Source organism: Streptomyces sp. NPDC007971 (assembly GCF_042958635.1).
In the GTDB taxonomy this organism is placed as follows: domain Bacteria; phylum Actinomycetota; class Actinomycetes; order Streptomycetales; family Streptomycetaceae; genus Streptomyces.
Window position 1 is genome coordinate 1 of record NZ_JBIBJK010000030.1, and the last position, 25,331, is coordinate 25,331.

General features: G+C 72.1%; 26 protein-coding genes. 15 read left to right on the plus strand and 11 right to left on the minus strand.

Translation table 11 applies throughout. The features are described 5' to 3' along the window. Positions 1-91 precede the first annotated feature (91 nt). Entirely contained in the window at positions 92-637 is a 546-nt protein-coding gene (locus tag ACFZCP_RS41020; RefSeq protein ID WP_362679274.1) for a DoxX family protein, read from the minus strand. A 173-nt stretch (positions 638-810) separates the two neighbouring features. Between ACFZCP_RS41020 and ACFZCP_RS41025 the strand changes: the two genes are divergently transcribed. The 3 genes from ACFZCP_RS41025 (at position 811) to ACFZCP_RS41035 (ending at position 3,964) form a co-directional block, all read left to right on the plus strand. Beyond that, a complete protein-coding gene (locus ACFZCP_RS41025) occupies positions 811-1,137 on the plus strand; it encodes a nuclear transport factor 2 family protein (protein WP_391441085.1) in 327 nt (108 codons plus the stop codon). 201 nt (positions 1,138-1,338) lie between these two features. Further along, positions 1,339-2,334: an aldo/keto reductase gene (locus ACFZCP_RS41030; protein ID WP_391441310.1), complete on the plus strand. Its 996-nt coding sequence runs from the start codon at positions 1,339-1,341 to the stop codon at positions 2,332-2,334. Between the two features lie 382 nt (positions 2,335-2,716). After that, positions 2,717-3,964 carry a serine hydrolase gene (locus ACFZCP_RS41035; protein WP_391441088.1) on the plus strand — a complete coding sequence of 416 codons (1,248 nt, stop codon included), beginning with the start codon at positions 2,717-2,719 and terminating at the stop codon, positions 3,962-3,964. Positions 3,965-4,297: 333 nt separating this feature from the next. Here the strand turns inward: ACFZCP_RS41035 and ACFZCP_RS41040 are convergent, their stop codons facing one another. Then, a complete protein-coding gene (locus ACFZCP_RS41040; protein WP_391441090.1) occupies positions 4,298-5,056 on the minus strand; it encodes an SDR family NAD(P)-dependent oxidoreductase in 759 nt (252 codons plus the stop codon). Positions 5,057-5,254: 198 nt separating this feature from the next. Here ACFZCP_RS41040 and ACFZCP_RS41045 point away from each other — a divergent pair, with 198 nt between their 5' ends. The 5 genes from ACFZCP_RS41045 (at position 5,255) to ACFZCP_RS41065 (ending at position 10,779) form a co-directional block, all read left to right on the plus strand. Next, on the plus strand, positions 5,255-6,550 hold the full coding sequence (locus tag ACFZCP_RS41045) for a multidrug effflux MFS transporter (protein WP_362679286.1): 1,296 nt from the start codon (positions 5,255-5,257) through the stop codon (positions 6,548-6,550). Then, complete coding sequence (locus ACFZCP_RS41050) at positions 6,487-7,677, plus strand: serine hydrolase (RefSeq protein WP_391441095.1); 1,191 nt, start codon at positions 6,487-6,489, stop codon at positions 7,675-7,677. The genes ACFZCP_RS41045 and ACFZCP_RS41050 overlap by 64 nt, the downstream gene beginning before the upstream one ends. Before the next feature lie 198 nt (positions 7,678-7,875). Further along, positions 7,876-8,886 carry a small ribosomal subunit Rsm22 family protein gene (locus ACFZCP_RS41055; RefSeq protein WP_391441097.1) on the plus strand — a complete coding sequence of 337 codons (1,011 nt, stop codon included), beginning with the start codon at positions 7,876-7,878 and terminating at the stop codon, positions 8,884-8,886. 20 nt (positions 8,887-8,906) lie between these two features. Further along, positions 8,907-9,521 (plus strand): TetR/AcrR family transcriptional regulator C-terminal ligand-binding domain-containing protein, encoded by a 615-nt coding sequence (locus ACFZCP_RS41060; protein WP_391441101.1) that lies wholly within the window; start codon positions 8,907-8,909, stop codon positions 9,519-9,521. 514 nt (positions 9,522-10,035) lie between these two features. Then, positions 10,036-10,779, plus strand: coding sequence for a bifunctional DNA primase/polymerase (locus tag ACFZCP_RS41065; RefSeq protein WP_391441103.1), 744 nt, complete (start codon positions 10,036-10,038; stop codon positions 10,777-10,779). Between the two features lie 95 nt (positions 10,780-10,874). Here the strand turns inward: ACFZCP_RS41065 and ACFZCP_RS41070 are convergent, their stop codons facing one another. From ACFZCP_RS41070 to efeO, 4 genes are read right to left on the minus strand one after another with little or no spacing between them, the layout of a single operon-like run. Next, the gene (locus tag ACFZCP_RS41070; RefSeq protein ID WP_391441106.1) at positions 10,875-11,867 is read right to left on the minus strand and encodes a hypothetical protein; all 993 of its coding nucleotides are present in this window, start codon (positions 11,865-11,867) and stop codon (positions 10,875-10,877) included. Continuing rightward, on the minus strand, positions 11,827-12,699 hold the full coding sequence (gene efeU / locus ACFZCP_RS41075; protein ID WP_391441111.1) for an iron uptake transporter permease EfeU: 873 nt from the start codon (positions 12,697-12,699) through the stop codon (positions 11,827-11,829). Before efeU ends, ACFZCP_RS41070 begins: the two co-directional genes overlap by 41 nt. A 3-nt stretch (positions 12,700-12,702) precedes the next feature. Beyond that, positions 12,703-13,956, minus strand: a complete 1,254-nt coding sequence (gene efeB, locus ACFZCP_RS41080) for an iron uptake transporter deferrochelatase/peroxidase subunit (protein WP_391441119.1) — start codon at positions 13,954-13,956, stop codon at positions 12,703-12,705. A 16-nt stretch (positions 13,957-13,972) separates the two neighbouring features. Then, positions 13,973-15,109 carry an iron uptake system protein EfeO gene (gene efeO / locus ACFZCP_RS41085; protein ID WP_391441123.1) on the minus strand — a complete coding sequence of 379 codons (1,137 nt, stop codon included), beginning with the start codon at positions 15,107-15,109 and terminating at the stop codon, positions 13,973-13,975. A gap of 399 nt (positions 15,110-15,508) precedes the next feature. Here efeO and ACFZCP_RS41090 point away from each other — a divergent pair, with 399 nt between their 5' ends. Together ACFZCP_RS41090 and ACFZCP_RS41095 are read left to right on the plus strand one after the other, a co-directional pair. After that, positions 15,509-16,399 (plus strand): hypothetical protein, encoded by an 891-nt coding sequence (locus ACFZCP_RS41090; RefSeq protein ID WP_391441126.1) that lies wholly within the window; start codon positions 15,509-15,511, stop codon positions 16,397-16,399. After that, positions 16,392-17,036, plus strand: coding sequence for a PhzF family phenazine biosynthesis protein (locus tag ACFZCP_RS41095; protein WP_391441130.1), 645 nt, complete (start codon positions 16,392-16,394; stop codon positions 17,034-17,036). Before ACFZCP_RS41090 ends, ACFZCP_RS41095 begins: the two co-directional genes overlap by 8 nt. 110 nt (positions 17,037-17,146) lie before the next feature. On the opposite strand, the gene ACFZCP_RS41100 is transcribed toward ACFZCP_RS41095, so the two are convergent. Both ACFZCP_RS41100 and map read right to left on the minus strand, forming a co-directional pair. Beyond that, a complete protein-coding gene (locus ACFZCP_RS41100; protein ID WP_391441133.1) occupies positions 17,147-17,794 on the minus strand; it encodes a biliverdin-producing heme oxygenase in 648 nt (215 codons plus the stop codon). 134 nt (positions 17,795-17,928) lie between these two features. Then, positions 17,929-18,786: a type I methionyl aminopeptidase gene (gene map / locus ACFZCP_RS41105; protein WP_391441137.1), complete on the minus strand. Its 858-nt coding sequence runs from the start codon at positions 18,784-18,786 to the stop codon at positions 17,929-17,931. A gap of 58 nt (positions 18,787-18,844) precedes the next feature. Between map and ACFZCP_RS41110 the strand changes: the two genes are divergently transcribed. Beyond that, positions 18,845-19,084 (plus strand): hypothetical protein, encoded by a 240-nt coding sequence (locus tag ACFZCP_RS41110; protein ID WP_391441140.1) that lies wholly within the window; start codon positions 18,845-18,847, stop codon positions 19,082-19,084. Here ACFZCP_RS41110 and ACFZCP_RS41115 read toward each other — a convergent pair whose 3' ends face one another. Together ACFZCP_RS41115 and ACFZCP_RS41120 are read right to left on the minus strand one after the other, a co-directional pair. After that, entirely contained in the window at positions 19,085-20,362 is a 1,278-nt protein-coding gene (locus ACFZCP_RS41115) for an MFS transporter (protein ID WP_391441146.1), read from the minus strand. Between the two features lie 617 nt (positions 20,363-20,979). Then, entirely contained in the window at positions 20,980-21,576 is a 597-nt protein-coding gene (locus ACFZCP_RS41120) for a hypothetical protein (RefSeq protein ID WP_362679331.1), read from the minus strand. A gap of 235 nt (positions 21,577-21,811) precedes the next feature. Between ACFZCP_RS41120 and ACFZCP_RS41125 the strand changes: the two genes are divergently transcribed. Genes ACFZCP_RS41125 through ACFZCP_RS41135 form a run of 3 tightly spaced genes read left to right on the plus strand, consistent with a single transcriptional unit; the run spans position 21,812 to position 23,968 of the window. Next, positions 21,812-22,921 (plus strand): exo-alpha-sialidase, encoded by a 1,110-nt coding sequence (locus ACFZCP_RS41125; RefSeq protein ID WP_391441151.1) that lies wholly within the window; start codon positions 21,812-21,814, stop codon positions 22,919-22,921. A gap of 38 nt (positions 22,922-22,959) precedes the next feature. After that, the gene (gene npdG, locus ACFZCP_RS41130; RefSeq protein ID WP_391441154.1) at positions 22,960-23,673 is read left to right on the plus strand and encodes an NADPH-dependent F420 reductase; all 714 of its coding nucleotides are present in this window, start codon (positions 22,960-22,962) and stop codon (positions 23,671-23,673) included. 25 nt (positions 23,674-23,698) lie between these two features. Further along, entirely contained in the window at positions 23,699-23,968 is a 270-nt protein-coding gene (locus tag ACFZCP_RS41135) for a hypothetical protein (protein WP_391441156.1), read from the plus strand. Here ACFZCP_RS41135 and ACFZCP_RS41140 read toward each other — a convergent pair. Continuing rightward, a complete protein-coding gene (locus ACFZCP_RS41140; protein ID WP_391441158.1) occupies positions 23,958-24,758 on the minus strand; it encodes a site-2 protease family protein in 801 nt (266 codons plus the stop codon). The two genes, ACFZCP_RS41135 and ACFZCP_RS41140, sit on opposite strands and share 11 nt — an antisense overlap. Positions 24,759-24,866: 108 nt before the next feature. On the opposite strand from ACFZCP_RS41140, the gene ACFZCP_RS41145 reads away from it, so the two are divergent. After that, the gene (locus ACFZCP_RS41145; protein WP_391441162.1) at positions 24,867-25,328 is read left to right on the plus strand and encodes a DUF6578 domain-containing protein; all 462 of its coding nucleotides are present in this window, start codon (positions 24,867-24,869) and stop codon (positions 25,326-25,328) included. Positions 25,329-25,331 lie beyond the last annotated feature (3 nt).

Consider the following 25,331-nt stretch of genomic DNA (forward strand, 5'->3'; position numbering starts at 1 on the left):
ATGTCGCAATCCACACCAGGCCAGAGGGCCCTCACCCATTTCAAGATCACACGTCAGTGATCGCTGTCACCAACCTCCATGGACAGAACACCTAGTCCTCGAACAGGACCTCCTGTTGCCCCTCCGTCTTCTCCCGCACCCGCCTGTTCCGTGCGCCCACCACGACCGCCGTCGCCACCGCCGTCACCCCCAGCGCCACCGGAACCATCCAGCCGCGGTCGAAGACATGGCCCGAGGCGTGGTCGAGGGAGAGACGGCCGGGGCCCGCGACGGCGAGGCCGGCCGCGGCCAGGCCCAGGGTCGCCGCGTGCTCGTAGCCACCCTCCTGGGCGAAGAAACCGTTGGGTTTGTGGACCGCCGAGGCCCCGGCCATCGCGCCGGCCGCCGCCGCGCCCGCCGCCGGGGTCGCGAGGCCGAGCGCCAGCAGTGTGCCGCCGCCCGCCTCCGCGAGGCCCGCCATGGTCGCGCTGGCCCTGCCGGGCGTATAGCCGACGGACTCCATGAACTGGCCGGTGCCCTCCAGGCCGTACCCGCCGAACCAGCCGAACAGCTTCTGTGCGCCGTGCGCCACCAGCACCCCGCCGGTTCCCAGCCGGAGCAGCAGCAGGCCCAGATCACGTCGGTCGTAACAGGTCACGGTTACTCCCCATCAGCAGGTCGTCGGCAGGTCAACAGAGCCGGGCGCGAGTCAGGTCGTCAGCGTTACGGGGTCCCTCTACGGTTTCCACCGTCGCACCCCGCCCCGGCGCGGGCCCGTCCTGGATGCCGTTCGGGTGGCGGGTCCCAGTAAGCGGTGTGAGTCTGGCTGGCATGGCGATTCAGACCTCCAAACTCAGTGACCCGGCCGTCCGCGCCTTCGTCACCGCCGTCAACGCGCACGACCGCGACGGCTTCCTGCACCTGCTGACGCCCGACGCGACCATGGCGGACGACGGCGCGGACCGCGATCTCGCCGAGTGGATCGACAACGAGATCTTCTCCTCCCACGGTCACATGGACGTCGCCGCCGAGTCCGACGGCGGCCGCGCCCTCATCGCCCAGTACCGCAACGACACCTGGGGCGAGATGCGTACGGCCTGGCGCTTCACCGTCACCCCGGACGGTCACATCTCCCGCTTCGAGACCGGGCAGGCGTAAGCCCGGAAGAATGCCGTGCCCGAGGTCTTGTCCTCGCGTGCGCTCCAACTCCTAGCCTCCACGGCCATGGACACAGGAGGCACGGACGCGGGCGGCACCGACACGGGCAGCACGGACGCGGGCGGCACCGACACGGGCAGCACGGACGCAGGCGCAGAGACAGCCATGGGTGCAGGCGTGGGTGCCGGCGTCGGTACAGGCATGGGTGCAGGCGCGGGGACCGCCACCAGGACACTGGGGCGCAGCGGTATCGACGTGAGTGCCCTCGGGTTCGGTTGCTGGGCCATCGGCGGCGAGTGGCAGTCCGCGGACGGGCAGCCCCTCGGCTGGGGGAAGGTCGACGACGAGGAATCCGTACGGGCCGTCCGCCGCGCTCTCGATCTCGGCGTCACCTTCTTCGACACCGCCGACACCTACGGCGCCGGACACAGCGAGCGCGTCCTGGGCCGCGCCCTCGGCAGGCGCCGCGCCGACGTCGTCCTCGCCACCAAGTGGGGCAACGTCTTCGACGAGCGGACCCGCACCCTCACCGGCGCCGACGACTCCCCGGCCTACGCCCGCCGCGCCCTGACCGCGTCCCTGCGGCGCCTGGGCACCGACCACATCGACCTCTACCAGCTGCACCTCTCCGACGCGGCGCCGGAGAAGGCGGCTCAACTCCGCGACGTGTGCGAGCAGTTCGTCGCCGAAGGGCTCGTGCGCGCCTACGCCTGGAGCACGGACGACCCCGACCGCGCCGCCGTCTTCGCCGAGGGGGAGCACTGCGCCGCCGTGCAGCACGCGCTCAACGTGCTCCAGGACGCTCCCGGCATGCTGGCGCTGTGCGAGGAGGCAGGGCTCGCCAGTGTCAACCGCAGTCCGCTCGCGATGGGCCTGCTGACCGGCAAGCGGCGCGGGTCGATGGAGGCCGGGGACGTCCGGAGCAGGCCGCCCGCGTGGTTGCAGGGGTTCGGGGACGGCTCCGGGGCCGATCCGCTGTGGGTCGCCCGGGTCGAGGCGCTGCGGGAGGTGCTGACCAGTGACGGCCGTACGCTCGCCCAGGGTGCCCTGGCCTGGCTGTGGGCGCGCAGCCCGCGCACGATCCCGATCCCCGGGTTCCGTTCGGTCGCCCAGGCCGAACAAAACGCGGGCGCCCTCGCCAAGGGGCCGCTCACCGCGGCGCAGTCGGCCGAGATCGACGGCCTGCTCGGGCGCTGAGCAGCCCCCGGGTACGCCGTACGACGACAGAGGCGTACCGCCGCCCTGCCGATGCTGTGTCCAGGGTCCGGTCGCTGACGTCGACGCCGGCCACGGAGCAGCTGTTGACGTCGACGTCCACGCCGTCGCCCCGCACCTGCACCCGCACCTGACCTGCACCTGCGGCTGCCCGCTGCCGCCCGGGCCTCCCTGCCGGCCGCTGCCGGAGGACGACAGGGCCTTGCTCCGGGCGAGGAAGGAACCTTTGCGACGCACTGGGTGAAGGTGGCGCCGGAACTGAGAAAGCAAGGTAAGTGAACGGATTTTCATAAGACTGTAAATTCCTGGGTCGCGGAGGGGTCCGTTCCGCGAAACTGCTGCTGGGTGCATGTACGGTCCCGGGATGCGCGATTGTTCCCGGCTCAGCCGACGTGCCGTCCTCGGGTTGACGGCCGCCGCCCTCCCCCTGTCCCCGGCAACCGACGCTTTTGCGGCCGAAGCACCCGTCATCGGTGGTGAGCGGCTGGCCCGCGACGGTGTCCAGGTGCAGGGCGCCGCCGGACTCCCCGAGAAGCTCACCGCCCGCTCGTGGCTCGTCGCCGACTGGGAGACCGGAGAGGTGCTCGCCTCGTTCAACGCGCACCAGCGCCTCGCGCCCGCGTCCACGCTGAAGATGCTGTTCGCGGACACCCTGCTGAAGAAGTTCGACCGCACCGCGCGGTACAGGGTCACCGACGCCGACCTCGCCGACATCCCCTCCGGATCCAGCCTCGTCGGCGTCAAGCCCGGCCTCACCTACAGCGTCGAGCAACTGTGGCAGGGGGTGTTCCTGCGCTCCGGCAACGACGCGGTGCACGTGCTCGCGCACATGAACGGCGGTGTCGCGAAGACGGTCGCCGAGATGCAGGCCAGGGCCGAGGATCTGCAGGCCCTGGACACCCATGTGGTCAGCCCCGACGGCTTCGACCACAAGGGCCAGGTCTCCTCGGCGTACGACCTCACGCTGTTCGCCCGGCACGGCCTCAAGGACGCCGACTTCCGCGGCTACTGCGGCACGCGGACCGCCGACTTCCCGGCGGGCGGCAAGAAGACCTTCCAGATCCAGAACACCGACCGTCTGCTGACCGGGGCGTGGGGGCTGCCGACGTACCGGGGGCTCCTCGGGGTGAAGAACGGCTACACCAGCCATGCCGGCAACACCTTCACCGGCGCGGCCACCCGGGGCGGGCGGACTCTGCTGGTCACCGTGATGCATCCGGCCACCGGCAGCAACGCCGTCTACGAGCAGACCGCCGCGCTGCTCGACTGGGGTTTCGGGCGCGGGCGTTCCGCGCAGCCGGTGGGCATGATGGTCGAGGCGCTGAGCGAGGGCGGGTCGCGCGCGACCCCCGCGCCCGTGCGGAAGGCGGCCGGGGCCGCGGCAGGCGCCCCCGGCTCGTCGTCCAGGAGCCCCTCGACATGGCGGCTGCTGGAAGGCGCCGCGGGAACGGCGGCCCTGCTCGGGGCGGGCGCCTGGGCGCTGCGCCGCAAGGTCAAGGCCGGCAGGGCCGAGGCGGTGACCGCCGCGGGGGAGGCGGAACCGGCTGCGGCTCCGGACCCGGAGGCCGAGGTGCGGGCGAAGGCGGAGTCCGGCGGGCGGCACCGGCGCTGAGTCCGCCGGCGCCGACACCGGCAGGCTCAGTGCCTTCGCCGCACCGGCCCTTCGCCCTGGTTGCCGGCGAGCCGCCGGAGACGTACGCGGCAGCCGTTCCACCCACCGGTGCGTACCCCGTGGTGCGAAGCGGGGTCCACCCCCAAACCCGGTGCGGTGGAACGGCTGCCGACTCCCCCCTCGGTGTGGCTACGGAACCTCCGTGCTCCAAATGTGAAGCTCTGGTGGAGGAAAGTTGAGCATATGTCCTCGACCGGCCGCAATACCGCGGATGTTCAAATTCCGCTTGTGTAAGTAAGGGAGTTGGGGCACCCCCCGTCCCGGGGCCCGCCCTCAGCCTCGCCCGATGTACGGCATCGCCGTCGCCAGTACCGTCGCGAACTGCACGTTCGCCTCCAGCGGCAGCTCGGCCATGTGCCGCACGGTCCGCGCCACGTCGGCCACGTCCATCACCGGTTCCGGGACCACCTCTCCATCGGCCTGGAGCGCGCCGGTCCGCATCCGGGCCGTCATGTCGGTGGCCGCGTTGCCGATGTCGATCTGCCCGACCGCGATGCGGTACGGCCGCCCGTCCAGCGACAGCGACTTGGTCAGGCCGGTCAGCGCGTGCTTGGTCGCGGTGTAGGCGACCGAGAGGGGCCGGGGCGTGTGCGCCGAAATGGAGCCGTTGTTGATGATCCGGCCGCCCAGCGGGTCCTGCTCCTTCATCTGCCGGTACGCCGCTTGCGCGCACAGGAACGCCCCGTTGAGGTTGGTGTCCACCACGTGCCGCCAGGCGTCGTAGGGCAGGTCCTCCACGGGCACCCCGCCGGGGCCGAACGTCCCCGCGTTGTTGAAGAGCAGGTCGACGCGCCCGAACAGCTCCACGGCCGCCGCGAACAGGGCCTCCACGTCCTCGGGCCGGGACACGTCGGTGCGCAGGGCGAGCGAGGGCGTCCCCGGCGCCAGCGCCGCCGTCTCCTCCAGCGTTTCGATGTGCCGGCCGGCCAGCGCCACCGACCAGCCGGCGTGCAGCAGCTCCACGGCGACGGCCCGCCCGATGCCGGAGCCGGCGCCGGTCACCACCGCGATCTTCGTTTGCCTGTCAGTCATGGCTCCGCAGCGTAGGCGGGAAGTCCGCCATGCGGAATCAGGTGTCCGCCATACGGCTAAAGGGTGACCGTGGCGGCTTCCAGGGCCGTCGCCTTCCCCGACCGCCGCCTCGGCCGCCCCACCCTCGCTCACGTGTGCCTCGGCAGTGTGTGCGAACTGAGAGCATGGGTGCCGGCTGTTTCACAGAGGGAGGGACGCATGACCGAGCATGCGGCGGCACCGACACCGCAGACGGAGCACCCGTCCACGACCGCGTCGCCCGCGTCCGCGGCCACCCGTCGCACCGGCCTGCTCGTCGTCCTCGTCCTCGGCGGCCTCACCGCCACACCCCCGCTCGCGATGGACATGTACCTCCCGTCGCTGCCGGAGGTCACCCGCTCCCTGCACGCCCCGGCCGCCACCGTCCAGCTCACCCTCACCGCGTGTCTGGCCGGCATGGCCCTCGGCCAGCTGGTCGTCGGCCCGATGAGCGACCGCTGGGGCCGCCGCCGCCCGCTGCTGACCGGCCTCGCCGTCTACCTCCTCGCCACCGCCCTGTGCGCGGTGGCGCCGAACGTCGAGACCCTGGTCGCCTTCCGGCTGGCGCAGGGCCTCGCGGGCGCGGCCGGCATCGTCATCGCACGGGCCGTCGTACGCGACCTCTACGACGGCGACGCCATGGCCCGCTTCTTCTCCACCCTGATGCTGATCTCCGGGCTCGCACCGATCGTCGCGCCGCTGATCGGCGGGCAGATCCTCAGGGTGACGGACTGGCGTGGCGTCTTCGTCGTCCTCACCGCCGTCGGGGCCGCGCTCGCCGTGCTCGTCCGGCTGCGGCTGCCCGAGACGCTGCCGCCCGCCGAACGCAGTGACGGGGGAGCCGGGCAGGCCCTGCGCGCGATGCGCGGCCTCCTCGCCGACCTGCCCTTCACCGGCTACATGCTCGCCGGCGGCTTCGCCTTCGCCGCGCTGTTCGCCTACATCAGCGCCTCGCCGTTCGTCGTCCAGGAGATCTACGGCGCCTCCCCGCAGACCTTCAGTCTGCTCTTCGGCCTCAACTCCGTCGGGCTGATGATCGCCGGACAGGTCAACGGCAAACTGCTGGTGGGCCGGGTCAGCCTGGACAAGGTGCTCGCCACCGGCCTCGCCGTGATCGTGGCCGCCGCGACCGCCCTGCTGCTGATGACCTCGGGTGTCCTCGGCGAGGTGGGCCTGGCGCCGATCGCCGCCGCCCTGTTCGTCCTCATGTCCGCGATGGGCCTCACCCTGCCCAACGCCCAGACCCTGGCCCTGCTGCGCACCCGGCACGCTGCCGGCTCCGCCTCCGCGCTGCTCGGCACCTCCTCCTTCCTCGTCGGAGCGGTCGCCTCCCCGCTCGTCGGGGTCGCCGGAGAGCACACCGCCGTGCCCATGGCGCTCGTCCAACTGGTGGGTGCGCTGGTCGCGGCGGCATGTTTCATGGGAATGTGCCGTCCTTGGAACGCATGTGCGGGGTCGGAGGGAGACCAGAACTGAGCGCACCGAGACTGCGCGCCGGCACACCCGGACGAGCCGGGCTCGACCCCACCGAACTCGGGCACCTGACCGGCGAGGTGCACGCCCTGACCACCGGAGCCCGCCCCTGGGCGGCCGGTGCCGTCGTGCTGGCCGGCCGCGGCCCCGTGATCGCCGTGGCCGAGGCCGCGGGCTGGGCGGTGCGCTACGCCTCCTGCGACCCCGAGACCGGCACCGGCCTCGAACTGCCGCCCGCCGCCCGGGTCCCGGTCACCGTCGACACCCCCTTCGACCTGGCCTCCCTGACCAAACTCTTCACGTCCGTCGCCGCCGTGCAGCAGATCGAGCGCGGCACCCTCGGCATGGACGCCAGGGTCGGCGCCTACCTGCCCGAGTTCGCCGGGGCCGCCGCCCACCACGTCACCGTGCGGCAGCTGCTCACCCACACCTCCGGGCTGCGCCCCGAACTCCCCCTGTACGACTGCGTCGACGACCGGGCCCGCCTCGCCCTGCTCCGCACCGAGGCGCCCACGTCCGAGCCCGGCACGTACCTCTACTCGGACCTGAACATGCTCCTGCTCCAGTTCCTCCTGGAGCGGATCACCGGCCGTGCCCTCGACGTCCTGATCGAGGACGGCATCACCCGCCCGCTCGGGATGACCTCGACCTCCTTCGGGCCCTGCCCCGGCGCGGCCGCCACCGAGGACCAGCGCCGCCCCTGGGCCAAGGCGGACCGCGGGATGCTGCGGGGCGTCGTCCACGACGAGAACGCCTGGGCGCTGGGCGGTGTCGCCGGCCACGCGGGCCTGTTCTCCACCGCCCACGACCTCGCGGTCTTCTGCCGGGCCCTGCTCGCGGGCGGCGCGTACGGCCCCGCACGCATCCTCGGCCCCGACTTCGTGGAACTCCTGCTCACCCCGCCGGGGCTGGGCTTCGCCGTGGACCAGCCCTGGTTCATGGGCGAGCTGGCGGGCAAGGGAGCGGCCGGCCACACCGGGTTCACCGGAACCTCCCTGGTCCTCGATCCGGCGACGGACACCTTCCTCGTCCTGCTGGCCAACACCGTGCACCCGCGCAGACGGCCGCCGGACAGCCGGCCGAGGGCGGCCGCGGCCACGCGTCTGGCCCGAGCGGTACGCGGAGCCTGAGCAGGCGGCCCGAGCGGTACGCGGAGCCTGAGCAGGCGGCCCGAGCGGTATGCGGAGCCTGAGCAGGCGGCCCGAGCGGTATGCGGAGCCTGAGCAGGCGGCCCGAGCGGTACGCGGAGCCTGAGCAGGCGGCCCGAGCGGTACGCGGAGCCTGAGCAGGCGGCCCGAGCCCTGCCGGGCACCTGCGAGAATCACCAGGTGAACGCTCCCGCCGACCCGGCCGACACCCTGCGCGCATCCCTGGCCGCGCTGCTGGACGGACTTCCGCCCAAGTCCGCCGCCGGCGCCGTGGAACGGCTGATCGCCAACTACCGCGGCGCCACCCCGACCGACGCCCCGATCCTGCGCGACCGCGCCGACGTGGCCGCCTACGCCGCCTACCGGATGCCCGCCACCTTCGAGGCGGTGCGCTCGGCGCTGGAGGCGCTCGCGGACGCCGTGCCCGGATGGACGCCCGGCAGCCATGTGGACGTCGGCGGCGGCACCGGGGCGGCCACCTGGGCGGTCACCGCCACCTGGGACGGCACCCGTCCGGTGACCGTGCTGGACTGGGCCGAGCCCGCCCTCGCCCTCGGCAAGGAGATCGCCGCCGCCAACCCGGCGCTGCGCGAGGCCCGCTGGCAGCGCGCCCGCATCGGATCCGCGCTCACCCTGGAGAGCACCGACCTGGTCACGGTGTCCTACGTCCTCAACGAACTCGCCGAGGCCGACCGCGCCGCCCTCGTGGACGCGGCCGCGGCCGCCGCACAGACCGTCGTGATCGTGGAGGCGGGCACGCCCGCCGGCTACGACCGGGTCATCGAGGCCCGCGACCGCCTGGTCCGCGCAGGGTTCCGGGTGGCCGCCCCCTGCCCGCACAGCGCCGCCTGCCCCATCGTCCCCGGCACGGACTGGTGCCACTTCTCGGCCCGGGTCAGCCGCTCCTCCCTGCACCGCCAGGTCAAGGGCGGCTCCCTGGCGTACGAGGACGAGAAGTTCAGTTACGTCGCCGCGACCCGGCTGCCCGCCCGCCCGCCCGCCGCGCGGGTGGTACGGCGTCCGCAGATCCGCAAGGGACAGGTGCTGCTCGATCTGTGCGAGGCGGAGGAGCAGCTGCGCCGTACGACGGTCACCAAGCGCCACGGAGACCTGTACAAGGCCGCCCGGGACGCCGACTGGGGGGATGCGTGGCCGCCGGAGAGCGGGGAGCGCGTGGACCCGGTGTCGTAGCGGCTTGTTAGCTTCGACCCATGGCCAACAAGCCCGCCCCCGACGCCACCCGCCGCAGCGAGAAGTCCCGCCGGGCGATCTACGCCGCAGCCCTCGCCCTGGTCGGCGAGGTCGGATACCCGAAGACCACCGTCGAGGGGATCGCCGCCCGGGCCGGGGTCGGCAAGCAGACGATCTACCGGTGGTGGGGTTCGAAGGCGGACGTGCTGATGGAGGCGTTCCTGGACCTCGGCGAGCAGGCGGCCTTGGCGGCCGGCCACGAGCCGTACGCGATCCCGGACACCGGCGATCTCGCCGCCGACCTCAAGGCGGTGCTGCGGGCCACGGTCGACGAACTCCTCGACCCCCGCTTCGAGGTGCCCGCCCGTGCGCTGACCGCCGAGGGCGTGGTCAACGAGCAGCTGGGCCGCGAGTTCGTCACCAAGATGCTCGAACCCCAGCTCCAGCTGTACGTGGACCGGCTGCGCTCGGCCCAGGAGAGCGGTGCGGTACGCCCCGGGATCGACCCGCGCATCGCCCTCGAACTCTTCGTCTCGCCCCTGGCCCAGCGCTGGCTGCAGCGCACGGGGCCGATCTCCTACGACTACACGGACACCCTGATCGACTACGCCCTGCACGGCCTGACCCCCCGCTGAATCCGCCCACCCGCCCGTCCGACACGGCCGGATCCCTGCCCCGGCAGCCGCGACGGCGGCCGGGAGTCGGGAGTCGGGAGAGGGCGGCCGGGGGCCGACAGGCGGGAGAGGGGGCCGGGGGCGGGAAGCGGTGAGCGGCTCCGGGCGGGTGTCCCTCCCCACCCCGACCGGGCGGATACGGGCCTGCGGCGGTCTCGGCGTGCTCGCCGCAGGCGCCACCGGCCTGTACGCGATGCGCCGCGGGGAGGGGCACGGAGGCGTCCTGACCGGCCTGGACCATCCAAGGGATGCGGCCGCAGCCGGGCGTTTGCGGCGGCAGCCGCGGGCTCGGGTGGGCGTTTGCGGCGGCTGTCATGGATTGATCGGGTTTGTCGGCTTGAGGCGCTTTTCTAGGCGTCGCCCGTGTGAGCCGTGTCTCGTCCGCTTCCTCCGGATCCGCCCCGCGGAACCCCGAAGCGCATGAAGGTGGGACGATGAGGCATGCTGTCCGCACACCAGCGAGGCGAGGGGATAGATGAGCGCGACGTTCGGCGGCCGGTCGGCCCGACAGAGCAAACTCTCCCAGTGGCTGCGCGGACGCCGCCCGAAGGAAGCCGCCGACGACGGCGGCCGTGAGGCTCTGCTGCTCGCCTCCGCCGCAGCGGGACTGCCGCTGGCCCCCGCCGCGCACCCCGTGTCCGGCTACCGCTGTTCCTGCGACCGCGTGGGCTGTCCCATCCCGGGCCGGCACCCGGTGTCGTTCGCCTGGCAGACGCAGTCCACGACCGACCGCGGGCAGATCGAGCGCTGGGCCCGGCACCAGCCGGACGCGAACTTCATCACGGCGACCGGCATGATGCACGACGTCCTGGACGTGCCCGTCCAGGCCGGTCGGGAGGCGCTGGAGCGGCTGCTCGGCAACGGCGTCGAGGTCGGGCCGGTCGCCGAGAGCGACGACGGCCGCATGCTGTTCTTCACCCTCACCCGGGGCACCCCCGAGGACGAGGACGAGTGGTGGCCCTGCGAGTTGGACTGCCGCCCCGAGACCATGGACGAGCACCCGGGGCTGCGCTGGCACTGCCGCGGCTCCTATGTCCTCGTACCGCCTGCCCGGCTGCCCGGCGACGACGACGAGCGGATGCGCTGGGTGCGCGGCCCCGAGCACGCGCTTCCCGACCCGCTGAGCCTGCTGGAGGTGCTCACGGACGCCTGTGCCCGCCATGCCGAGGCCGAAGCCGAGGCGGAGCACGCGGGCACCACCTGGCCCCCGCGCCACTGAGGCCCGACCCGCGCCACCGAGGCCCGACCCGCGCCACCGAGGCCGGCCCCCGTGCCACCGGGTCCGTCCGTCGGGCGCGAGGGCGTCCGGCGGGTCTACTCGCCCTGGGCGGCCGTCAGGCCCTGCACCCGCCCCAGCACCGACACCGGACCGCTGCCGGCGGGGTCCAGGGCGACCTCGTTGGAGATGTACTCCAGCGTCAGCGACTGCTTGACCTCGCCCTTGGTCAGGGCCTGCACGTCCTTGTTCGGGACGGGCACCGTGGTGCCCGGGGCGCCGGTCCGCTTCTCGTAGTGGTGCGTCGTGAAGAACACCAGCGCCCCGCCGTCCGCGGTGCGCAGCGCGAGCGGCGCGTAATCGCCGTGCGTGAGCGGCTGGTCGATGTACTGCCGCACCAGGCCCGGCTTGCTGGCCTGCGCCTTGCGGTCCGCGCGCCAGCCGCTGGTGTTGCGGCCGTCCGCGAAGGTCTTCCCGCCGTTCTTCAGGTAGACCGCGTAGTCCTTGCCGAGATCGCCCGGCGGGACGGCCAGTTGCGCGGAACCGGCGGGCACGGCCTCGCCGAACCCGTCCGCGTCCTTCTTGAACTCCGGTACCTCACGGGGCAGGACCAGCGTCAGATACGCCGCCTGCCACGGCTCGCCCAGGCCGCTGCGCGTGAAGACCAGCAGCCAGCGGTAGTCGCCGCCCTTGTTGCCCTTGGCGTCGGCAACGAACCAGCGGGGCCAGCCGGCCTTCTTGGGGATGGTGAACTTCGCGTCCGTCAGCGTCAGCGGGGTGTGACTCGCGTTGCCGCCGGGGTTGTTGGCGTGCCCGGCCTTCAGCCGGGCGGAGTCGATGTCGGCGAGGGCGCCGGTGACGTGGTCCTCGTCCAGGGAGCTGTCGTAGGCCTTGTCGGCTTTGTTGTACGCGTCCGTGAACTGCGTGAGGGCCTTCGCGGCCTCGGCGCGGGTGGCGGCGGGGAGCATCGCGCGCTCCCCGTGCACCACCACACATCCGCTCGCGGTCAACGACAAAGCGGTCAGTGAGGCCGCTATGAGTGCGTTCCGGTCACGCCTGCGGAGCCTTCGACGGCTGCGTTCCCTGGTCATGAGGTGCCTTCACCCTCCCCTTCCCGGAGGCGAACCCTACCGGGGCGAAGAAGATCGCGAGTGTCGGGATCAGGTACAGCAGCCACACCGTGACCTGGACCACGGTCGGGTCGGGCTGGAAGTTGAACACGCCCTTCAGCAGCGTGCCGTACCAGCTGTCCGGCGCGATGGTGTCGCTGATGTCGAAGGCCAGGTCGGAGATGCCCGGGATCCAGTTGGCCTCCTGCAGGTCGTGGAAGCCGTACGCCAGCACGCCCGCCGCGACCACGACCAGCATGCCGCCGGTCCAGGTGAAGAACTTGGCCAGGTTGATCTTCAGGGCGCCCCGGTAGAACAGCCAGCCGAGGAGGACGGCCGTGGCGAGACCGAGGGCCACGCCGATCAGCGGACGCGGGGTGCCGTCGCTCGCCGCGTGCACCGAGGCCCACACGAACAGGGCGGTCTCCAGACCTTCCCGGCCGACGGCCAGGAAGGCGGTGGCGACCAGCGCGCCGGTGCCCATGGCGAGGGCCGCGTCCAGCTTGCCGTGCAGTTCGGACTTCAGGTGCCGGGCGGTGCGCCGCATCCAGAACACCATCCAGGTCACCAGGCCGACCGCGACGACCGACAGCGAGCCGCCGAGCGCCTCCTGCGCCTCGAACGTCATCTCCTGCGAGCCGAATTCGAGGGCGCAGCCGAAGCCCATGGCGATGGCGACCGCGACGCCGACGCCGATCCAGATCGGCTTCAGGGCGTCCCTGCGGTCCGTCTTGACCAGATAGGCGATCAGGATGCAGACGACGAGCGACGCCTCAAGCCCCTCGCGCAGGCCGATCAGGTAGTTGGAGAACACGGGCTACGCCTCCTTCGTGAACAGCGTGCGGCCCCACCAGTCGTCCTTGTCCCGGACGCCGGGCGGCACGGCGAAGACCGCCGAACCCACGTGCTGGATGTACTCGTTGAGTGCGTCCTGCGCCGACAGCTTGCGCTGCAGCGGGATGAACCCCTTGCGCACGTCACGCTGGTAGGCCAGGAAGAACAGGCCCGCGTCGAGACGGCCGAGCCCGTCGCTGCCGTCGGTGAAGGAGTAGCCCCGGCGCAGGATCGTGATCCCGTTGTTGGAGTCCGGGTGGGCGAGCCGGACGTGCGCGTCGGGCTTCATCGCCTTCAGGAACGGCTTGTCCCGCTCCTTGGCCCTGCCGACCGGAGCGCCCTCGCCCTTGTCCCGGCCGAAGACGTCCTCCTGCTCCTGCAGCGAGGTCCGGTCCCAGGTCTCGATGTTCATCCGGATGCGCCGGGCGACCAGGTACGACCCGCCCTCCATCCAGCCGGGACCGTCGCCGTCGCCGACCCACACGAACTTCTTCAGCCGGTCCGGCTCGGTGCCCGCGATGTTGCGGGTACCGTCCTTGAACCCCATGAGGTTGCGGGGCGTCTGGGCGTCCGGGGTCGTGGACGAGGTCTTGCCGAAGCCGAGCTGGGACCAGCGGATGGCGACCTTGCCGAAGCCGATGCGGGCCAGGTTGCGGATCGCGTGCACGGCCACCTGCGGGTCGTCCGCGCAGGCCTGGATGCACAGGTCGCCGCCGGTACGCGCCCGGTCCAGGTTGTCGCCCGGGAACTGCGGCAGGTCGACCAGGGCCTCGGGCCGCCGGCCGGCCAGGCCGAACTTCTCGAAGAGGGACGGGCCGAAACCGATCGTCAGCGTCAGCCGCGACGGCTTGAGCCCGAGGGCCTCGCCGGTGTCGTCCGGCGGCGCCTCGGCCAGCCCGCCGTACGCGCCCTCGCCGACCGCCTTCCCGGCGGTCATCCGGCGCGCGGCCGCCGTCCAGTCCTTCAGCATCTGCACGAACTCGTCGCGGTCGTCGGTCTTCACGTCGAACGCGGCGAAGTGCAGCCGGTCCTGCACGGGGGTGGCGATGCCGGCCTGGTGGGCGCCGTGGAACTCCACCGCGCCGCCCGCCTCGGCGGCCGTCGGATCCACGTCGTTGCCCGCCCTGGCCGCGGCCACCGCGCCGCCTGCCGCGGCGGCACCGAGCGCGAGCCCGGCACCGCCCCAGCCGATCAGCGCGCGACGGGAGGGGGAGGAGCTGCCCTGGGTCTCGGTCATGCCCGTCTGCTCCTTCTTACTTCGCAACCGCGGCGGCGAGCTTGGACAGCGGCTCCGCGAGGGCGTTGACCGCGTCCGACAGCTCCTTGCGCTGGTCCTTGGTGACCTTGTCGTACGAGATGAAGTCGTACGTGTTCTTGTCCGAGCGGTACTTGTCGAGCAGCGTGTTCAGCGCGGCGAACTGCTTGTCCAGCTCGGTGGTCAGGGCCTTGTCGTTCTGCCGGGCGACCGGCTTCAGCAGCTCGTACGCCTTCTGCGCGCCCTCGACGTTGCCCTTGAAGTCGACCAGGTCGGTGTGCGAGTAGCGGTCCTCCTCGCCGGTGACCTTGCCGGTGGCGACCTCGTCCAGCAGCTCCTTGGCACCGTTGGCCATGGAGGTCGGGGTGATCTCGGCCTTGCCGACCCGCTTCTGCCAGTCCTTCAGGTCGGTCACCAGCTGGTCGGCGAGGGTCTTCTCCTCGGCGCCGATCTTCTTGTCCTGCCAGAGGGCCTTCTCCAGGCGGTGCCAGCCGGTCCACTTCTGGCCGGCCTCCAGGCCGTCGGCGCGCGTGTCGGTCTTGGGGTCGATGTCACCGAAGGACTCGGCGATCGGCTCGGTGCGCTCCCAGCCGAGGCGTGAGGGGGAGTACGCCTTCTTCGCCGCCTCCATGCCGCCGGCCTTGATCGCCTTCGCGAAGGTCTCGGCGAGCGGCACGGTGGCGTCGGCCTGCTCCTGGGCGTATTCGCGGTAGTCGGCGACGGCCTTGTCCAGCTTCGGGTCGCGCTTGGCGGCCGTGCCGGAGCCGCTGACGGTGAGCTTCTGACGGACGCCGCGGCCCTTCATGCCGGGGCGGCAGGCGATCTCGTAGGAGCCGGCCTTCACCTCGGCGGTCAGCGTGTACTTCGTGCCCGGGCCGATGTTCTCCTTCTCGGAGACGATCCGGTCGTCCGGGAACAGGATCTCGACCTCGGTGGCCTTGGAGCCCTTGTTCTCGATCTTCAGGGTGACCTGGCCGGCCGGGACAGACTTGGCGGAGGTCTCGCACTTGGAGTCGGCGGCGGTCACCTGGATCGCGTCGCCGTCCTTGGCGTCGCTCTTCGCCGTGCAGGCCGTGATGGCGGTCAGGGCAGCCACGGTGGCGGCTGCGGTGACGGTGAGTCGGACGGCTCGCATGCAGGCTCCAAGCGGGGATGGTGTGGTGAGGCTGGCCTAACTTACATGAGGCTTACCTCACCTCTACCCGCCCGGGTGGCGATTCAGCTCTCACGAAAATCTCACAGGCACGGCTTGATCTCGACGGCTCAAAGTGCACCCCAAGGGAAAGTAAAGAGAAGGTCAAGGGGTGATGGGAGGGGCTGTCGGGGCCGCCCCCCCCGTGCGGGGGTGTGGGAGCGCCTCGACCGGCTGGTCGTAGACCTCCCCGGGCAGTCGTCCGGCGAGGACCTCGGCAGGAGGGCCGTAGGCCGGGCGTGCGGGCGTGCGGGCCTGCGGGCGTGCGGTGTGCGGGTGTGCGGGCCTGCGGGGTGTAATCCGGTTGCCGGGCCGGGGTGCGGCTCGCCGACAATGCCTTGCATGACCGGCGCACCCAGGGAACTGCTCGGCCCGCACCGTCTGGTCCTGGACGTTGGGGACCGGCCCGGCCCGGCCCCGTTGCGCTTCGAGAGCACCGACGACGGGCGCCTGAGGGTGCTCAGGCAGGCCGGGCGGCCCGTGCTGCTGGGCGGGCTCACCGGTGAGGGCTGCTGCCACGACCTGCACCTGCACCGCCTGGACGGCTACCGCTCGCCCCTGCCGCCCATCGGCTCGGCGGAGATGCGCACAGGTGTCAACTGGGTGCACCGGTACGCCCGTTGGCTGGAGGACGCCCACGAGACCCCGCTCTACGACGGCCGCTGGCAGATCTCGGTGCGCACCGCCTTCGCCCTGCCGATCTGGACCGCCGACTTCGTGACCGACTGGCCCGGCGGCACCCTGGAGCTGTACTGCGGCGGCGGCTGGCACGGCGTCCTGCCCCTGCGCGAGCTGTCCGCCCCCGACGCCGGCCGCGTGAAGGCGTACCGCAAACACGTCCGCGACGGCACCCTCGCCCCTGTCCTGCTGTGGTGGGTGCCCGCCCTCGACGGCTGGCTCATCCTCGACGGCCACGACCGCGCAGTGGCCGCCCTCACGGAAGGGCGCACCCCGCAGTGCGTCGTCCTGACCCGGCTGCGCGACGAGGACCTCTGGCGCCGCGACGCCGAAGCCGTCGCCGAGAGTCACCGGCACACCATGGGACGACTGGCGGCGCGCCCGGCCACCCCCGCGACCGAACGGCAGCGAGCCGTCATGGAGCGGAACCACGGCGACGTCATGGCCGACCTCCCGTACGAACCGTCGGGCCTGTGCACCTTGCCGCTCCCCGGCGGCGCCCCCGCCTGGCAGGCGCTCGCCGCCGCCGCGATGTTTCAATTCCCAAGTGACTGACTACGACGTACTCCGCGTCTTCTGCGGACCGGGCGGCGGCTACGGCAACGAACTCGGTGTCGTCCGCGACGGCTCGGTCCTGCCCGAGCGCAGCGACCGGCAGGCCCTGGCGGCCAAACTGGGCTTCAGCGAGACCGTGTTCGTGGACGACCCCGAGCGCGGCGTGATCGACATCTACACCCCCACCCTGCGCCTGCCCTTCGCCGGTCACCCCTGCGTCGGCACCGCCTGGCTGCTGGACGTGCCCGAACTGGTCACCCCCGCCGGGGTCGTCGGGGCCCGCCTGGACGGCGAGTTCAGCTGGATCGAGGCCCGCGCGGAGTGGGCCCCGCCGCGCACCCTGCGCCGGTACGCGACCGCGGCCGAGGTCGACGCGCTGGAGGTGCCGCCGCCCGGCGAGTGGATCTACGCCTGGGCATGGGAGGAGGAGGCGGCCGGCCGGATCCGCGCCCGCGCCTTCCCCGGCCGCGACGACGGCATCCAGGAGGACGAGGCGACGGGTGCGGCGGCGCTGCTGCTCACCGACCAACTGGGCCGCGCCCTGAACATCACGCAGGGCAGGGGGTCCCAGATCCTGACCGCGCCGCAGCCGCACGGCTGGGTGGAGGTCGGCGGCCGGGTGTTCCTGGAACGCTGACCGCGCCGCCGGTCCCCACGCGGCCCGCCACGGCCGCAGCCCCCGCACCCCCACCGGAAGACCGGGTCCGGACTCGGACCGGGGAGCCAAGTCCCGCGCGGTGAAGAGGGTCAGGCGGTCAGCGGGAACTCCTCGCCCAGGGCCCGGAAGACCGCGGTGTTCAGGGCGAAGGCCTTCTTGCACTCCGTCACGATCCGCTGCTGCTCCAGCTCGTCGGCGGCGACTCCGTCCAGCCGTTCCCGGTAGTCCCGCTTGAACGCGGCCGGGTTGGGGATCTCCTCGAACACGTAGAACCGGACCCCGTCGCCCTTCCTGGCGAAGCCCCAGGCCCTCTCCGCCCTGTCCCGGATGATCTGCCCGCCGGAGAGATCGCCGAGATAGCGCGTGTAGTGGTGGGCGACGTACCCGCCTGGCCAGCGCTCGGCGCACTCCCGGATCCGGTCCGCGTACGCCCGGGTCGCGGGCAGGGCGGACAGGCCCGACCGCCAGTCGGGGCCCCGCAGGTGCGCCAGATCCCGCTCCAGCGCGGGCAGGCGCAGCAGCTCCGGCCGGATGAACGGCCCGGCCACCGCGTCCGCGGCCAGGTGCCCGGATGAGGCCTCCAGCGCCTCGTACACGAACCACAGTTGCTCGGTGTAGCGGGCGTAGGCGGCCACGCCCAGCCGGCCGCCCACCAGGTCGCTCATGAACGTCGAGGTCTCCGCCTCCACGTGCTGCTCGTGCGACGCGGTGCGGATGAGAGCCGAGAAGGAGTCCATGAATCAGATCCTCTAAGGTAAGGCTTGCCTAAGTCAATGCCTTGCCGACGCCCCGTCGGGAAAGTTACCGACAGTGTGTCGGTAAAAGCGTACAAGAGAAAGCCCGCCCCCGTCAGGGGCGGGCTCGGCGGCGGTCAGGGCAGCGTCAGGATCTCCGCGCCCGTGTCCGTCACGACCAGCGTGTGCTCGAACTGGGCCGTTCGCTTGCGGTCCTTGGTCACGACGGTCCAGCCGTCGTCCCACATGTCGTACTCGTGCGTGCCCAGCGTCAGCATCGGCTCGATCGTGAAGGTCATGCCGGGCTGCATGACGGTGTTCGCGTGCGGGCTGTCGTAGTGCGGGATGATCAGGCCGGAGTGGAACGACGAGTTGATGCCGTGCCCGGTGAAGTCGCGCACGACGCCGTAGCCGAAGCGCTTGGCGTACGACTCGATGACCCGGCCGATGATGTTGATCTGCCGGCCCGGCCTGACCGCCTTGATCGCGCGGGCGAGGGACTCGCGCGTCCGCTCCACCAGCAGCCGCGACTCCTCGTCCACCTCCCCGACGAGGTAGGTGGCGTTGTTGTCGCCGTGCACCCCGCCGATGTACGCCGTCACGTCCAGGTTGACGATGTCGCCGTCCCTGAGGACCGTCGAGTCCGGGATGCCGTGGCAGATGACCTCGTTGACCGAGGTGCACAGCGACTTCGGGAAGCCGCGGTAGCCGAGCGTGGACGGGTAGGCGCCGTGGTCGCACATGTACGCGTGGGCGACCCTGTCCAGCTCGTCGGTGGTCACGCCCGGCGCGATGATCTTCGCGGCCTCCTCCATCGCCTGCGCGGCGATCCGGCCGGCGACACGCATCGCCTCGATGGTCTGCGGGGTCTGCACCTCCGGGCCGGTGTACGGCGTCGGCGCGGGCTTGCCGACGTACTCGGGGCGACGGATGTTCCCGGGGACCGGACGGGTGGGAGAGAGCTCCCCTGGTACGAGCAGCGACTGGCCAGACATGCCAGCGAGTCTAACCAGCGGGCATGGGGGAACATGTCCGTGGCGAGAGGAGCTGTCCATGCCCCTGTTCAAGAAGCGCACCGTCGGCAAGCCGGGCGAGTGGTACTACTGCCTGGAGCACAAGAAGGTCGAGGAGGGTCCGGACTGCCCGGGCAAGGACCGCTTCGGGCCGTACACCAGCCCGCAGGAGGCGCAGCACGCGATGGAGACCGCGGCCGAGCGCAACCTCCAGTGGGAGACCGACCCGCGCTGGCACGACGCCTCCGCGGGCGGTGACAAGGACGCCGACGAGGACTGATCACACCTGCGTGGGTGCGGCGGCGGTGCGCAGCTCGCGCAGCCGCACCGCGTGCTCGTTGGTCCGTGCGTCGTAGGCCATCAGCCCCGGCAGAGAGAGGGCCAGCAGCCCCATCGCGCCCGCGCACAGCAGCCCGCCCGACCACACGGACGTCCGCACGCCCGTCCACGCGGCGACCCCGCCCGAGCGGACCTGGCCCAGCTGCGGACCCACCGAGTACGACAGCAGCTCGATGCCGGCGAGGCGGCCCCGCAGCTCGTCGGGGATCGTCTGGTTCCACATCGCGGCCCGGAAGACCCCGCTCACCATGTCGCAGCCGCCGGCGACGGTCAGAAGCAGCAGCACCAGCCATACGTTGCCGACGAGCCCGGCGGCCGTGACCGCCAGGCCCCACAGCGCGGCCGACAGCACCACCATCCGGCCGTGCCGGTGGATCCGTGAGGCCCAGCCACTGGTCAGGCCCACCAGCAGCGCACCCAGCGGAAACGTCGCATACATCAGACCCAGCGACCAGGCCGCATGCAGTTCGTCGGCGAGGAAGGGCAGGACGGCCATCGGCATGGCCAGGAACATCGCGGCGAGATCCACGGCGTACGTGCCGAGAAGCTCCTTGCGGCTCCAGGCGTAGCGGGCACCCTCGGCGATGGCCCGCAGGTCCGGTCCGGTCGCCTCGTGGACGGCGGGGGAGGGGGCGATGCGCACGACGAACGCCAGCGACACGACGAAGGTCAGCAGGTCGGCGGCGTACGCCCAGCCGAGACCGGCGTAGGCGACGACCACGCCCGCGACGGCCGGGCCGGCCACACCGCCGACCGTCCAGCGCAGCGAGTTCAGGGAGGCCGCGGCGGGGAGGTCGTCGTGGGCGACGATCCGGGGGAGCAGGGAGTCCAGGGCGGGGCGCTGCACGGAGACCAGGGCGGAGGACAGGGCGGCGATCAGGTAGAGCGGCCATACGGCGGGGTGCGGGAGCAGGGCGTTGACCAGCAGGGCGGCGCTGAGCAGGCCCTGGCCGGCCTCGGTCCGCACGATCAGGCCGCGCTTGTCGAGGGCGTCGGCGAGGGCGCCGCCGTACAGGCCGAAGACGATCAGCGGGAGCAGCTCCACCGCCCCGATCGCGCCCACGGCCGCCGCCGAGCCGGTGAGGTTCTTCAGCTGGACCGGGAGGGCGACGAACGTGAGGAAGCTGCCGAAGGTGCTGATCAGGCCTGAGGCCCACAGGCGGCGGAAGTCGGCGGAGGTCTTCCAGGGGGTCAGGTCGGGGAGGAGAGCTTGGGCCACCGGGGAATGCTCTGCTCGGCCGGAGTCGGACAGCAACTGCTTTTCCCGGCAGATGGGGGGGCGCCAAACCCCGTTTCCCACCCACCCACCCGACTCGGCCTGCTGAAAAGAGCCCACCCCGCCCGTCCGGCCCGCCACCCACCCGACTCGGTCTGCTGGAGGGAGCCCGGTCCGGCTGCCCGGCCCGCCACCCACCCGGCTCGGTCTGCTGGAAAGAGTTCTGGCCCGTACGTTCGGCCCGCCGCCCGCCCGGCTCGGTCTGCTGAAAAGAGCCCACCCCGCCCGTCCGGCCTGCCACCCGCCCGACTCGGCCTGCTGGAGGGAGCCCGGTCCGGCTGCCCGGCCCGCCACCCACCCGACTCGGTCTGCTGGAAAGGGTTCTGGCCCGCCCGTCCGGCCCGCCACCCACCCGACTCGGTCTGCTGGAGGGAGCCCGGTCCGGCTGTTCGGCTCTCCGCCCGGTCAGCTCGGTCTTGCTGGAAAGGGTTCGGTCCGGATCGTTGGCTCGGGATTGGCGGGTCGGGATGGAGAGGTCGGGGCTGTCGGTGTGGGGTTGTTGGGGCGGGGTTTTGGCGGGGCACTTTTGGTTGGCCGAGGCGGGTGGGTGGGTGGGCTGGTCACCAAGGGGCAGCCGGCGGTGCCGTCAGGATCTCGGCCAGCCTCGACAGGCGGTCGCGGAAACCCCGTCGCCCCCTGGAAGCACCCCCGTTCTCTCCCGCCGCCGCGCTCACCAGGTGCTGCACGCTGTCCAGGTCCAGCTCCGCCCCCTCGGGCACGGCCAGCGTGTCATGGGCCATCGCGGACAGCTCGCCCCCGCCCGCCCCCAGTGCCAGCACCGTCACCCCGGCCCGCCGCGCCGCATGCACCCGCTCCAGCAGCTGCGCCGGCTCCTCGGGCGCGACCACCAGCAGCGTCTCACCCCGGCGCGCCTCCTCGATCCGGCCCGGTCCGACGGCCAGGTGTGCGGGGTCGGAGGGGCGCGCGTGGTGCCGTACCAGCGTGGGAGCCAGCTCCGGCGTGCCCGACCAGGCCGCCTCGTCCACCAGGTGCGCGGCCAGGTGCCAGGGCTCGTACTCGGGCGTGCCCACCAGCAGGAGCCCGCCGCCGTGCCCCACCACCGAGCCGCGCAGCACCCCCGCGAACCGTCGCGTGGCCCCCAACCACTCGGTTCCGGTGAGCACTTCGCGCAACAACGCGACCCGTACGGCGTCCATACGACCGCATCCTGCCGCAACCGGTCACTTCTGACGTGGAGTTCACCCCGGATTAGCCCGACCTGGGGATGGCCACGAGCCCTCCTCGTCCCCGTCAATGGTCGTGTACTCCGGTGTCCTTCGTTCTTCGTTCTTCGCCCCGCGCGTCGTGTCCCGCGTCCCGTGAGTCGCATTGCCAGTTCCCAGTTCCCAGTTCCCAGTCCCCAGTTCCCAGTTCCGTGTGAGGAGCCTGCCGATGACCGACGTGTCCGTTCCCTTCCGTGCGGGGCATGAGGGGTACGCCAGTTTCCGCATCCCGGCCGTCGTGGCCACCCGCCCCCCGTCCGGGCTTCGCTCGGCCGTGGCCACTCCCACGAGCACGCTGCTCGCCTTCTGCGAAGGGCGGGCCGACTCCGCCGCCGACCACGGGCGCATCGACATCGTGCTGAAGAGGTCCACGGACGGCGGCCGCACCTGGGGTCCGCTGAAGGTCGCCGCGCGCAACGGGAAGAACCTGGCCGGCAATCCCGCCCCCGTCGTCCTGGACACCGGCCGCATCCTGCTGGTGCACGTCCGCGCCGCGGCCACCGCCACCGAGGACGCCATCCTGCGCGGCCGGGTCAAGGACGCCGACGGCCGGCGGGTGTGGGTGCAGCACAGCGACGACGACGGGGCGACATGGTCCGGGCCGAGAGAGATCACCCAGCAGGTGAAGAAGCCGGGCTGGCGCTGGTACGCCACCACCCCCGGCCACGCCCTCCAGCTCGGCTCGGGGCGCGTGCTCGTCCCCGGCAACCACACCGTGCCGCCCACCGGCACCGACACCGGCGCCGAGGCCAAGTACAACGGCGGCCACTGCCTGCTCAGCGACGACCGCGGCGAGACCTGGTACCTCGGCTACCTCGACGACAACACCGACGGCTACATCAACGCGAACGAGACCACCGCCGCCGAACTCCCCGACGGCCGCGTCTACTTCAACACCCGCAACGACTCGCCCTCACCCGGCAACCGCGCCGACGCCCACTCCAAGGACGGCGGGAAGACACTGGTCAGACCCTTCCGCCCGCAGGCCGGGCTCACCGCCCCGGTCTGCGAGGCCAGCGTTCTGCAACTCCGCGATCCCGACCTGCTCCTCCTCTCCGCCCCGGCCGACCCCGCCTTCCGCGCCCTGATGACCGTCCGCGCCTCCGGCGACGGCGGCACCACCTGGCGCACGGCCTTCACGGTCGACGGCCTGCCCGCCGCCTACTCCGACCTGGTCCGCATCGACCACGACACCGTCGGACTCCTGTACGAGACAGGGGACTTCAGCGCCTACGAGACGATCACTTTCCGCCGGGTGCCCGTGACGCGGCTCACCTGAACCGGGTGCCGCCCGCGCCACGGACGTAGAGTCGGCGCATGACCTCTACCGACAGCGCACAGACTCCCGCGAAGGCCCCCGTCAAGGACCCCTGGGACCTGCCCGACGTCTCCGGGCTGGTCGTCGGCGTGCTCGGCGGCACCGGCCCGCAGGGCAAGGGCCTCGCCTACCGCCTCGCCCGGGCCGGCCAGAAGGTGATCATCGGCTCCCGGGCCGCCGAGCGCGCCCAGGCCGCCGCCGACGAGCTGGGGTACGGCGTGGAGGGCGCCGACAACGCCGAGACCGCGCGCCGCAGCGACATCGTGATCGTCGCCGTACCGTGGGAGGGCCACGGCAAGACGCTGGAGTCCCTGCGCGCGGAGCTGGCCGGCAAGCTCGTCGTCGACTGTGTGAACCCGCTCGGCTTCGACAAGCAGGGTGCCTACGCGCTCAAGCCGGAGGAGGGCAGCGCCGCCGAGCAGGCCGCCGCCCTGCTGCCGGACTCCCGGGTCACCGCCGCCTTCCACCACCTGTCGGCCGTCCTGCTCCAGGACCCGGAGATCGAGCAGATCGACACCGATGTGATGGTGCTCGGCGAGGTGCGTGCCGACGTGGAGATCGTGCAGGCGCTGGCCGGGCGCATCCCCGGTATGCGCGGCGTCTTCGCCGGCCGGCTGCGCAACGCCCACCAGGTCGAGTCCCTGGTCGCCAACCTGATCTCCGTCAACCGCCGCTACAAGGCACACGCCGGGCTCCGCGTCACCGACGTGTGAGCCGACGTACGAGGTGCAGGGACCGATGGGGGACACTGGTCGTCGTAGCAGTGTCCCCCGCAAGGAGCCGACCCCCATGAGCCTCTCGCCCCCGCCCACCCGGACCCGGCGACTCGCCCTGTACACGCTCGTCGTCTGCGTCCTCGCCGTCGCCGCGGCGGTCGTCTCGTTCGTCCAGGGCAGCTGGCTGGGGATCGTCTGGGTGCTGCTGGCGGGTCTGTCGTCCAACATGACCTGGTACTACATCAAGCGCGGCCGGTCCGCCGGGGGGCCGGGCAAGTCCGTCACGGGCTGATCGTGCAGATCTCCGGGGTATCGCGCCAGAAGCGGTAGAGCTCGTAGCCGCAGGCGCGGGAGAAGTCGTCGACGCCCAGGCCGCGCAGGATCGCGTCGATCGCATCGAAGAACACGGCGTTGATCGACGGCACCCACAGCAGCGCGAACACGAACAGCAGCCCGAACGGCGCGAACGGCTCCACCTGCCGCTTCACGTTGTACGACAGCCACGGCTCGATCACGCCGTAGCCGTCCAGGCCCGGCACCGGCAGGAAGTTCAGGATCGCCGCCGTCACCTGGAGCAGGGCGAGGAACCCCAGCGCGTACCGGAAGTCGCGGGGCACGCCGTCCAGGGCGTGCAGCCAGAAGGGCGCCGTGCACACCGCCGCGAACAGGACGTTCGTCAGCGGGCCCGCCGCCGAGATCAGGCTGTGCCGCCAGCGGCCCCGGATGCGGCTGCGCTCGATGAACACCGCGCCGCCCGGCAGACCGATCCCGCCCATGATCACGAACAGCACCGGCAGCACGATGCTCAGCAGCGCGTGCGTGTACTTCAGCGGGTTGAGCGTGAGGTAGCCCTTCGCGCCGACCGTGATGTCGCCGCTGTGCAGGGCGGTGCGCGCGTGCGCGTACTCGTGCAGGCACAGGGAGACGATCCAGGCCGCCGTGACGAACAGGAACACCGCGATGCCGGGCTGTGCGGCGAACCCCGTCCAGGTGGCCCAGCCGGTCACCGCCGTCACGGCGAGGATCCCGGCGAAGACGGGGCTGACCCGCCGTTCGCCGCGGCGGGTGGTGGCGGTGGTCATGGGCGCGCTCCTGTGGGGCGTGGACGGTCGGCGAGCCCGACCGTACCCGGCACAGGCCCGCCGGGAAAACGTCTCGCGGTCGGCCGGGGGTTCCCGGAAGCTGGGGGGATGCCGACGATGAGGGTGTTCTACGAGGACTGGCAGATGGAGTGCTGCGGCAGACCGTTCTCGGTGGGGGACGAGATCTGCTGGCGGCTGGCCGAACTCGACGAGGAGCAGCTCCGGGAGGGCCGGTACCACGGCGCACGGGCGTGGGTGCAGAACCACGGCGACGTCCCCAGGCACAAGACCGTGGGCCGCGTCCGCTCCATCGACGTGGTGCACCAGGACTACGCAGAGAAGCAGCAGGGGTCCCACACCCTCGAACCGGTCCCCGGCACCGTGTCCCTGGAACCCGTCGGCACCTGCCCGAAGTGGTTCCGGTACGAGGAGTCCGAGGCGGACAACGGCCTGCGCCGCGCCCGCCGCACCGACGGAGTCCTCGTCACCCTGGAGCTTCCGGGTTCGCCCGGCGCATCGCTCCCGGAGCTTCCCGGCGGCGCACCGGGCGAACCCGGTGACCGGCCCTGACCG